The sequence below is a fragment of the Comamonas sp. DB36 genome, from assembly GCF_057914905.1.
In genome coordinates, this window is record NZ_CP196631.1 from 959,457 (window position 1) to 970,489 (window position 11,033).

General features: G+C 65.7%; 8 protein-coding genes. 3 read left to right on the plus strand and 5 right to left on the minus strand.

What is annotated here, in order from left to right; translation table 11 throughout:
* Positions 1-207 precede the first annotated feature (207 nt).
* The 3 genes from ACSVDO_RS04590 (at position 208) to ACSVDO_RS04600 (ending at position 5,945) form a co-directional block, all read left to right on the plus strand.
* Complete coding sequence (locus ACSVDO_RS04590; protein WP_332534061.1) at positions 208-2,649, plus strand: UvrD-helicase domain-containing protein; 2,442 nt, start codon at positions 208-210, stop codon at positions 2,647-2,649.
* Positions 2,650-2,669: 20 nt separating this feature from the next.
* Complete coding sequence (locus tag ACSVDO_RS04595; protein WP_332534062.1) at positions 2,670-3,785, plus strand: FUSC family protein; 1,116 nt, start codon at positions 2,670-2,672, stop codon at positions 3,783-3,785.
* A 105-nt stretch (positions 3,786-3,890) separates the two neighbouring features.
* Positions 3,891-5,945 carry a PhoX family protein gene (locus tag ACSVDO_RS04600; RefSeq protein ID WP_332682262.1) on the plus strand — a complete coding sequence of 685 codons (2,055 nt, stop codon included), beginning with the start codon at positions 3,891-3,893 and terminating at the stop codon, positions 5,943-5,945.
* A gap of 98 nt (positions 5,946-6,043) precedes the next feature.
* On the opposite strand, the gene ACSVDO_RS04605 is transcribed toward ACSVDO_RS04600, so the two are convergent.
* The 5 genes from ACSVDO_RS04605 to ACSVDO_RS04625 form a co-directional block, all read right to left on the minus strand.
* The gene (locus tag ACSVDO_RS04605) at positions 6,044-6,853 is read right to left on the minus strand and encodes a BPSS1780 family membrane protein (protein WP_332534064.1); all 810 of its coding nucleotides are present in this window, start codon (positions 6,851-6,853) and stop codon (positions 6,044-6,046) included.
* A gap of 129 nt (positions 6,854-6,982) precedes the next feature.
* On the minus strand, positions 6,983-8,581 hold the full coding sequence (locus ACSVDO_RS04610) for a BPSS1780 family membrane protein (RefSeq protein ID WP_489595111.1): 1,599 nt from the start codon (positions 8,579-8,581) through the stop codon (positions 6,983-6,985).
* A gap of 47 nt (positions 8,582-8,628) precedes the next feature.
* On the minus strand, positions 8,629-9,465 hold the full coding sequence (locus ACSVDO_RS04615) for a BPSS1780 family membrane protein (protein ID WP_489595113.1): 837 nt from the start codon (positions 9,463-9,465) through the stop codon (positions 8,629-8,631).
* A 200-nt stretch (positions 9,466-9,665) separates the two neighbouring features.
* Entirely contained in the window at positions 9,666-10,622 is a 957-nt protein-coding gene (locus tag ACSVDO_RS04620) for a homoserine kinase (RefSeq protein WP_489595114.1), read from the minus strand.
* 66 nt (positions 10,623-10,688) lie between these two features.
* Positions 10,689-11,033: a hypothetical protein gene (locus tag ACSVDO_RS04625; RefSeq protein ID WP_332534068.1), complete on the minus strand. Its 345-nt coding sequence runs from the start codon at positions 11,031-11,033 to the stop codon at positions 10,689-10,691.

Genomic DNA, 11,033 nt, shown 5'->3' on the forward strand with positions numbered 1-11,033 from the left:
GGACGCTGCCGCTGGAGGCGGCCACCGCGGGCCCGCAGGACGCGGGCACAAAAAACCGGACCACAAGAAACTTGGGCCCGGTGATTGATTCTACCCGTACTGCATACCTCGCGCCAATGCCCCCGGGATGGCGGCACGCGCAACAGGGCCGCAAGGCTTTTGATTGCGCACATGTGCAGGGCGGGGCGGGGTTTCTACAATCGCAGCATGTTTCCTCTTGACCTGCTTTCCAGCAGCGCGCCCGTCGCCGCGTCTGCATCTCCCCTGCTTGCCGACCTCAACGAGGAGCAGCTCGCGGCCGTGACGCTGCCCGCAGGCCATGCGCTGATACTGGCCGGCGCCGGTTCGGGCAAGACCCGCGTGCTGACCACGCGCATTGCCTGGCTGCTGCAGACCGGCCAGGCCACGCCCGCGGGCATACTGGCCGTGACCTTCACCAACAAGGCGGCCAAGGAAATGACGGCGCGGCTGTCGGCCATGCTGCCGGTGAATGTGCGCGGCATGTGGATAGGCACCTTCCACGGCCTGTGCAACCGCCTGCTGCGCGCGCATCACCAGGCCGCTGGCCTGCCCCAGGCGTTCCAGATCCTCGACATGCAGGACCAGCTGTCGGCCGTCAAGCGGCTGTGCAAGCAGCACAACGTCGACGACGAGCGCTTCCCGCCCAAGCAGCTGCAGTACTTCATCGCGGGCTGCAAGGAAGAAGGCCAGCGTCCCGGCGACGTCGCCGTGAAGGACCCCGACACGCGCAAGAAAGTCGAGTTCTATCAGCTCTACGAGGAGCAATGCCAGCGCGAAGGCGTGGTCGATTTCGGCGAACTGATGCTGCGCAGCTTCGAGCTGCTGCGCGACCAGCCGCAGCTGCGCGCCCACTATCAGCGGCGTTTCCAGCACATCCTGGTCGACGAGTTCCAGGACACCAACCGCCTGCAGTACGCCTGGCTCAAGCAGCTCGCGGGCGACGAGGTCGGCGGCCAGATGCGCACCCAGGGCTCGGTGATCGCCGTGGGCGACGACGACCAGAGCATTTACGCTTTCCGTGGCGCACGCGTGGGCAACATGGCCGACTTCGTGCGCGAGTTCGACGTGCAGCGCCAGATCAAGCTCGAGCAGAACTACCGCAGCTTCAGCAACATCCTCGACTCGGCCAATGCGCTGATCAGCCACAACAGCCGCCGCCTGGGCAAGAACCTGCGCACCACGCAGGGCCCGGGCGAGCCGGTGCGCGTCTACGAGTCGCACACCGATCTGGCCGAAGCGCAGTGGATCGTCGATGAAATCCGCCAGCTCGTGAAGAACGACGGCTTCGAGCGCCAGCAGATCGCCATCCTGTACCGCAGCAATGCGCAAAGCCGGGTGATAGAGACCGCGCTGTTCAATGCCGGCGTGCCCTACCGCGTCTACGGCGGCCTGCGCTTTTTCGAGCGCGCCGAAATCAAGCACGCGCTGGCCTATCTGCGCCTGCTCGAGAACCCGCATGACGACACCAGCTTCATGCGCGCGGTGAACTTCCCGCCGCGCGGCATAGGCGCGCGCACGGTCGAAGTGCTGCAGGATGCGGCGCGCAGCGCGGGCTGCTCGCTCAGCGATGCCGTCACGGCCGTGCCCGGCAAGGCGGGCGCGAATCTGGGCGCGTTTGTCGCCAAGATCGAAGTGCTGCGCGAGCAGACCCAGGGCAAGAATCTGCGGTTGATCATCGAGGCCGTGCTCGAGGAGAGCGGCCTGGTCGAGCACTACCGCAACGAAAAGGAAGGCGCGGACCGCATAGAGAACCTGCAGGAACTGGTGAATGCGGGCGAGAGCTTCGTGACCCAGGAAGGCTTTGGCCGCGACGCCGTGGCGCTGCCGCTCGACGAGCATGGCCAGGCGCTGCGCCAGAGCCCGGTGAGCCAGGGAATCGATCCCACGCAACCCATGCTCGACCAGGTGCTGCCGGGATCGCAGCCGGCCGCGGGCATGGTCGACATCGATACCGGCGAAACGCTGTCGCCGCTGGTCGCCTTCCTCACGCATGCCGCGCTCGAAGCCGGCGACAACCAGGCGCAGGCGGGCCAGGATGCGGTGCAGCTGATGACCGTGCATGCGTCCAAGGGCCTGGAGTTCGACGCGGTGTTCATCGGCGGCATGGAAGAAGGCCTGTTTCCGCACGAGAACGCGATGAGCGACAGCGGCGGCCTCGAGGAAGAGCGCCGGCTGATGTACGTGGCGATCACGCGCGCGAGAAAGCGCCTGTACCTGAGCCATTCGCAGACGCGCATGCTGCACGGCCAGACGCGCTTTCACATCAAGAGCCGCTTCTTCGACGAGCTGCCCGAGAGCGCGCTCAAGTGGATCACGCCCAAGCAGCAGGGCTTTGGCACGTTCACGCCCCAGTCCGCGGGAGGTTACGGCGGCGGAGGTTACGGTGGCGGCCGCGGCGGCTTTGGCGCCAAGTCCGAGACTTTTGCCAGCCCGCCCGTGCCGCCGCAAAAGGCCGCGCCCAGCCATGGCCTGCGTGCCGGCATCGCGGTGTTCCACAACAAGTTCGGTGAAGGCAAGGTGCTGGCCATCGAAGGCACGGGCGACGACGCGCGCGCGCAGGTGGATTTCCCGCGCCACGGCACCAAGTGGCTGGCGCTGGCGATCGCCAAGCTGACCATCGTCGACTGAGTTCGAGCAGGAGCGCGCGCATGGAAAAAGAAAAAGACCCGGTCCAGGCGGCCTCCAGGACCCGTGCCGCGATCCACCTGCTGCATCCGCAGCAGTTGCAGGACAGCCTGGCGCTCGCGCCGCAGCTGTCGCTGCGCATCGCACTGATTGCCGGGCTGCAGGCCAGCCTTGCGGTGCTCGCGGCGCTGGTGCTGACGCTGTTGTCGCCCTGGCCCGAACTCGTGGGCTTTCCCGCGCTGGGCGCGCTGGCCGCGCTGTTCGGGCGCTTTGCGCCGCTGGCGCGGCGCCGGCGCATCGTTGCCGCGGCGGCGCTGCTGCTGCTGGCGGCCGTGCTGTTTCCCTCGCTCGCGGGGTTGTTCGGCGCCAGCGAATGGGCGCTGGTGCTGGTGCTGGCGCTGGTGGCCGGGGCGTCGACCGTGGCGGTGAGCCGCTGGAATATCGGCGGCCCGGGCGCGGTGATCATCGTGTTCGCCGCCGGCGCTGCGCTGCACCCGGTGGCCACCTGGCAGGAGCTGGCCGCGCGCCTGCTCGCGACTGCGGCGGGCGGGCTGATAGGCTGGCTGGTCTGCTCGCTCACCGACCGCCTGCGCGCGCAGGAGGTCAGCGCACTGCAGATTCCCGTGGTGCGCATTCCGCCGATGTCGCATCAATGGATAGCGGGCGCGCGCATTGCCGTGGGCGCGGCCATTGCGGCGCTGCTCGCCTGGGCCGCGGGCGGACAGCATCCTGCCTGGGCGGCCATCGGGGCCACCGCTGTCATGCAGGGCAGTCATCTGCATGTGACCATGAGCCGCGCGCTGCAGCGCCTGGGAGGCACGGTGATCGGGGCCTGCCTGGTGTGGCTGATACTGGCCCAGCACCCGCCGCTGTGGGTCATCGTGCTGGCTGTCGTCGTGTTCCAGTTCCTGACCGAAGTGATCATCGGCTTCAACTACGCACTCGGGCAGATCACGGTCACGCCGATGGCGCTGTTGATGACAATGCTCGCGTCGCACGCGCCGACAATGGGAAACATGCCTGTCGAGCGTGTCATCGACACCTTGCTGGGCGCGGCCGTGGGCATTGCTCTGGCGGTGCTGTTTTCCAGCGTGGATGACCGTGTTCACCTCGCCAAGCTGCGGCGCAACAACGCCTGATCGGGCCGGCAACCTGTCTTGTGTCGGGTTTCACGCTATCGTCATATTGATTTCCTAGAGTGGCGGCACCCGTCGATGAATCGACAAAACCAAGAGAGCCGCCACGTGAGCAAATCCATTTCCGACAAGGTTGTTCGCAACCACAGCGACAACGCGCCCTTCAGTACCATTCTCGAGGCAAGCCTCTCGCGCCGTGCCGTGACACGTGGCAGCCTGGGTGCTGCAGTGGCCCTGATGGCGGGCTTGAGCCTTTCGGCCTGTGGCGGTGATGGCGACCCGGCCCCCGTCGATCCCGTGAAGCCGGTCGAGCCGGAACTCAAGCTGGGCTTCGAGTCGCTGCCCAACTCCATGACCCATGGCTGCGTGGTGCCCGCAGGCTATACGGCCCAGGTGCTCGGCGCCTGGGGCACGCCGCTCAACGACAACGCCGCGGCCTGGGATCGCAACGGCAACAACAGCTCCAACGATCTGCTGAACTCGACCGGCATGCACCACGACGGCATGCACTTCTTCCCCATCGCCGGCAGCTCGACCGAAGGCCTGCTGGTGGTCAACCACGAGTACATCGATGAGTTCGCGCTGCATCCCGCAGGTCCGACCAAGGTCGCGGGCAAGCGTCCGGCCGAAGAGGTGCGCAAGGAAATCAATGCCCATGGCGTGGCCGTGATGCATGTGCGCAAGGAAGGCAAGAACTGGAACATCGTTCTCAATTCCAAGTACAACCGCCGCTTCACTTCGGGCACGCCCATGCGCCTGGCCGGCCCGGTCGGCGGCACGGACTGGGTCAAGACTCCGTTCTCGCCCAACGGCACGCAGGTGCGCGGCACCAACAACAACTGCGGCAACGGCACCACGCCCTGGGGCACCTACATCACCGCCGAGGAAAACTGGGCGGCCTGCTTCCTGAACACCGGCACGATTCCCGCGCACCAGAAGCGCGTTGGCGTGTCCAGCACCAAGGGCCGCTACGAGTGGGAAACCGCTGCCGGCGACGCCACCGAAGTCAACGGCGAGTTCGCGCGCTTCAACGTCACGGCCAGCGGCGCGGATGCGCTGTCCGACTGGCGCAACGAAGTCAACGGCTTCGGCTACCTGGTCGAAATCGATCCCTACGATCCTTCGAGCATCGCCACCAAGCGCACGGCGATGGGCCGCTTTGCGCACGAAGGCGCGGCCTATGGCAACCCCGTGGCCGGCCAGCCGCTGGCGTTCTACTGCGGTGACGACTCGCGCTTTGAATACGTCTACCGTTTTGTCTCCGAAGCCGTCTGGGATCCCAAGGACGCCACGCGCAGCGACCGCCTGGCCGTGGGCGCCAAGTACCTTGACAAGGGCACGCTGTATGTCGCGCGCTTCAACGACAACGGCTCGGGCGAGTGGCTGGCACTGGCACCGAACACCGTCGGCAAGGGCGGCAAGACGCTGGGCGCCGAGTTCGGCAGCCTGGAGGCGATCCTGATCAACACCCGCGGTGCGGCCGACTTCGTCGGTGCCACGCCCATGGACCGCCCCGAGTGGACTGCGGTACACCCGACCAATGGCGATGTCTACCTGACGCTGACCAACAACACCAGCCGCAATGCGACCACCGGCACCAACGGCGCCAACCCGCGCCTGAACAATGCCAACGGCCACATCATCCGTTGGCACGATGCCAGCGGCTCGAACGCCTTCCGCTGGGACATCTTCGTCTTCGGCGCGGCCGCGGGCGCGAATGCCGACACCAACCGTTCGTCGCTGACCGCGGTGAACCAGCTCGCCAGCCCGGACGGCATGTCGTTCGACAGCCGCGGCATCATGTGGATCCAGACCGACAACGGCCTGGACGGCGGCCGCAACAACGACGTGGCCAAGGCGACCAACGACCAGATGCTGGCCGTGATTCCCAAGCCCATGTCGGCCAGCACGGGCACGGGTCCGGTGATCAATGCCAGCAACCAGGCCGAACTGCGCCGCTTCTTCGTCGGCCCCAACGAAGCCGAAGTGACAGGCGTTGCGTTCTCGCCCGACAACACCAGCATCTTCCTGAACATCCAGCATCCAGGCAACTGGCCTGCGTACGACACGACCGACGCCACGGTGCTGGCCAGCGGCACGGTGCGCCCGCGCTCGTCGACGGTGGTGATCCAGCGCGTAGACGGCAAGCCCGTCGGCGTCTGAGGCGGTTTCGCCCAGTCCACGCAGCGAAGCGATTCCCCAGTAAAAAACGCCCCTCGGGGCGTTTTTTTCATGGGGCTCGAAGGGCGACCGCGAGGCGCTCAGGCTTCATGCAGTTCGGGATCGGTCGCGTCCGAGGGATCGGGCGCGGAAAAGCTGTCGCGGAACGTGAACACCACCGAGGTGAAGAACATCGCCGCCAGGATCATGGCAGCGCCCGCCATGATGCCGGCGGCCATGCCGCCGATCAGGCTCGCGAGAATGCCGGTGACCAGCGCCAGCACGATGCCGCAGGCCATGAAGAAGACCATCCAGGCCAGGCAGAAGACCAGATAGGCGCGCCAGTTGCGCATGCAGGCCACCAGGCTGAAAAACAGCGCCTTGGCGGGCGGAATGCCATGCCAGTGGATCAATCCGGGCGCGTGCCAGAACATCAGCGACAGCGGGATGTACAGCGCCATCGACAGCCACATCGCGGACTGGAACGCGGGATCTTCGGCGATCTCGCGCGTCATCGGCTCGCCGCCCAGATAGACCTCGGCGAACGTGCCGCCATCGATCAAGGCCGACAGCCCCATGATCGCGAGAAAGCCCACGGCGTACAGCAGGCCCAGCGTGACCATGGCGTTCAGACGCTGGCGGCCGGTGCGAAACGCGACCAGCAGCAGCGCCGGCGTGGGAAAGCGGCCCTGGGTGGCTTCGGCGGCCGCGACCATCATCGCCAGCGAGGTCGCGGGCAGCAGCGCCAGCGCCAGCGCGGGGCCGATCAACGGCACGATGCTGATCAGCGACATGCCGACAATGGCCAGAATAAAAATCGCGGCCAGGGCCAGGGGTTGGCGCCAGAAAGTCTGGACGCCGAGTTTGACCCACTGGACACCTGTGCGGGCGGGAACGATCTGGAGTTTCATGAAGCAGTCAAAGTCCTGGGCAAGCAGTAACGGGCGCTTTCGGGCGCCGATGGCGTTACTGTACCGCAGGCTTTTTTGACCGCTGAAGACAAGGGCAGCTTGCTGCGCGCGGCGCCGGCAGGCCGAATCTCAATCGGCGCGCGAATCGGCGCTGTCGGGCAAGGCAAAACAGTCGCGAAAACTGAAATAGATGCACGACATGAAGATGACATTCAATAGATGTATCACGCAGATCCCGAACTGCGTGGAGATTGCCGTGAACGCGAAGCTCCCGGGTGCGGGCAGCCGGATCAGCATGATCAGGGCCGTGCCGAAGACGGCATAGATGAGCCCCCACAGCACAAAGAACAAGGAAAACGCGCGCCAGTTGAGTCGCACCGCATGGCTGCTGCACCTGAGTGCCTGCAGCGGGGACAGGCGCTGCCAGTGGATCAGCCCGGGGGCATGCCAGAACTGCAGCGTCGCCAACCCAATGAGAACAGCGGCCGCGACCATGAGCATGGCCAGCGCAATGTGCGCGTCGGCCTGGGCCGCCATCGCCGACAGGGGTGCAGCGACCCTGATCCCCACCACGAAGGTGACGCTCAGAACGAGCCAACTGATTCCCACGTACAGCGCGCCCAGCCGCAGCAGCCGCCAGAACTCCTGGCGCAATGCGCGCCCGGCGGCTTGCAGCACGGCGCGCAGGGGCTGGGCGCCTCTGTCGGCCTGGGCCGTGACGACCATTGCCAGCAGCATGGCAAACGGCAAGAAAACGATGAGCATTGAGGCGATCATGCCCAGGCCCAGCACCAGCGGCTGGCGCCTGAAGGTCTTGAAGCCCATCTGCAGCCAGCGCAAGCCGTTGCGGGCGGGGACGGCGCGGGACTCGCAGGGCAGTCGGTTGCCTGGTGGCGCAGCGGGGGCAGGCCTTGCGCCCGAGAACAGCGTGCGAAAGGCAAAGAACCAGGAAATACTGAAGATGGCGGAGGAAAGAAAGACCAGGCTGTCGGCAAGTGCCTGCAGTGCAAATTCGCTTGTCGCCGGCATGGATTCCATCAGCCATGTCAGCAGCCTGATGAGCAACTGGCCGACGACTGCCTGGACCAGGATCAGCTGCAGAATGGCGCGCCAGTTGCGCAGGCAAGCCGCGGCGCTGGACCGCATGGCCTGCAGGGGGCCGAGGCCGTGCCAGTGCACCAGCGCGGGAGCGAAAGCCAGCAACGCGGCCGGTGGCACTACCAGCATGTCCAGCCACGCGAGCATCCGTTCAGGCCGCTCGCCGTCCAAGAGCCCATGGTGGCCCTGCAGATGACGATAGGCAAAGCCCTGGTCGAAGAGCGCGGACAGCAGCATCAGCGCGAGCAGGAAAACAACGAGCTGCACCGCGCTCAACGCGAGCAGACCGCGCAGCGGCCCGCGGAACGCGCGCAATCCGGACCACAGCAGGGCGGACGTTGACCTGTGGCCGCTGGAGGCCCGCGCCACCACGATCAGCATGATCAAGGCGGTGATGGGCTCGATGGCGGCCGACAGCGGAGTGCCGACAAAGGGAATGCGGCACAGCAGCACATGGCAGATGCGCAGCAGCCCGGCCAGCAGCACGAAGGCCAGGGGATTGCGGAAAATGGTCTGAAGAACGAGTCCCAGCCATTGAAGGCTGGCATGCGCAGGCGCAATGGAGAAATTCATGGCAGTTGCAGATGTGGAGTTGCATGCCGTGAACCGTTGATAAAAGCCCAAGCGCATTCAACATTGATAGTCTTAAGCTATCGATTATAGTTTTAATTTGAAAATTACAATTGATTTGTGCTGCACTGCAGGCGCGGCAGGCTGGAAAACCAAGTGCGCCGGGGCGCAAAGCAGTCGCGAAAGGAAAACAGCTGGGAGATGGAAAGGATGACGGCCGGAATCGTGATGACCCCGGCCGCGCCTTCGATGAGCGCGGCATTCGCCGCGCTGGCGGTTGCGGGCAGAAAGGCCAGGATCAGCATGACCCCCAGCAGCGGGCCGGCGACCAGGACGGTACGTATCACGCCGAACAGCAGAAACGCACGCCAGTTGCGCAGGTAGGCTGCGGCGCTGAGGAAAATGGCCTGGCCCGGCGTGGCGCTGTACCAGTAGACCAGCGCCGGAGCAAAGCCGAACAGCACTTGCGGCACGATCGCCAGCAGCTTGATGATGTCCACCTGCGCGGGACCGGACTCGCCTCCAGGGGATAGCTGCAGGGCCATGGGCAGATGCTCCAGCGCGAAGCCGCGGTCCTGCACCAGCGACACCATTGCCACGATGCAGCAAAGGGCCAGCGCATGCATCGCGCCCAGCGTGATCAATGCGCGCAGGTGCGTGCGAAAGGCTCGCAGCGTCAGGACGATCAGCGCCGGCAGCGATGTGGTGCCGGAAAATGCCTGGGACGCGACGATCATCGTCATCAGGCTGTGAAAAGGCAGGACGGCGTTATAGAGCACCGTCTCGATGACGGGACTGGGGCTGGCCAGCAGATAGCAGATGGCCAGCGGGAAGCTCAGCAGTATGGGGAGCAGCACAAAGGCCAGGGGCCGGCGGCAGAAGGTCCTGAAACCCAGCCCAAGCCACTGAAAGCTGCTGCGCGCGGGAACGATTTCGATGTCCATGGCAGGATGAACCGCTTGCCTGCCTTGGATGACGCGTTCCGGCGGATGATGTCCGGGGGGAACGCGCAGGCGCAAAGGAAGAAAAGCAGTGGATTGAGTTAAAAACTATCGAAATATAGATTTCAATAGTCTTTGATTTTGTAGTCCAGCTGCTTGTCTTCAGCGCCGTTTTTGCTGCACCGCGTGTACCGCGGCCGGCCTCATGTCAGTTGCACTGGCGCGGCAATGCGCTGGCGCAGCACGCGCTCGAAATGGCGCGGGTCGTGCGGCGTGAGCATCGCGGCTTCACGCGGCAGGTAGAAGTCCCACAGGCGCGAAATCCAGAAGCGCAGCGCACCGGCGCGCAGCTGTGCGTTGAGCAGCTGGCGCTCGGCGCCCGTGAGCGGGCGCACGCGCTGGTAGGCGGCGAGCATGGCCTGGGCGCGCGGCGCGTCGTGCGCTCCCGTGGCGTGGTCTATGCACCAGTCGTTGAGACAGACCGCGAGGTCGAACAGCCAGCTGTCCACGCCCGCGAAATAGAAGTCGAAGAAGCCCGTGAGCTGCTCGCCCTCGAACATCACGTTGTCGCGGAACAGGTCGGCATGCACCGGGCCGCGCGGCAGCGCGGCGTACTGCGACGAAGCTGCGATATGGTTCTGGAAGGCAAGTTCGGACTGCAGCAGGTCGACCAGGCCGCTGTCCAGATGGGGCATGACCACGGGAGCGGTTTCGTTCCACCAGGCAAGGCCGCGCAGATTGGGCTGCTGGCGCTCGAAGTCACGGCCCGCGAGATGCATGCGCGCGAGCATGTCGCCGACGGCCGCGCAGTGCACGGGCGCGGGAGCGAGCTGGCTGCTGCCGCGCAGGCGATTGACCACAGCCGCGGGCTTGCCGCACACGCGCAGCAGGATGTCGCCGCTTTGCTTGTGCGCCTGCGGGTCGGGCACGGGAATGCCGGCGTGCGCGAGATGCTTCATCAGGTGCAGATAGAACGGCAGCTGTTCGGCCGTGAGCCGTTCGAACAGCGTCAGCACCCATTCGCCCTGGTCGGTCGTCAGGAAGTAGTTGGTATTTTCAATACCGCCCTGAATGCCGCGCAGGCTCTGGAAGGTTCCCAGCGGCAGGTGGCGCAGCAGGTCGCGCGCCTCTTTTTCGGAGACTTCGGTAAAAACGGCCATGGCGAGAAGCGCGCCCCGAGGGCGGCGCAGGAAAGAAGAGGAAGAAAGGGGGGAGCGCTGGGAAGCTCAGAACTTGCGGATGTTCCACACCCGCGGGCCCGTGGTGTCCGAGCTGCTGCGGCTGCGGTTGCGCACGCCTTCGCTGGGTTGCACTTCGTAGGCGGGCATGTCGCTGACCTTGGGGGTCACGGTGATGCTGCGGGTCTGGCCGCCGATGCGCACTTCGTCGACGCGGCTGCCCTCGTCCTCGACGCGGATACGTTCCACGCGCTGGTTGTTCTTGTCGCCCTGGGGGGCGGTACGCGGTTCGGCCGCGTCAGTAGCGGCCTGGACGGCAGTGCCAGGCGGATTCTGGGCCAGCAACGGGCTGGCAGCCAGGCTGAGGAGGAGGAGAAGTGGGGCGGCGCGCAT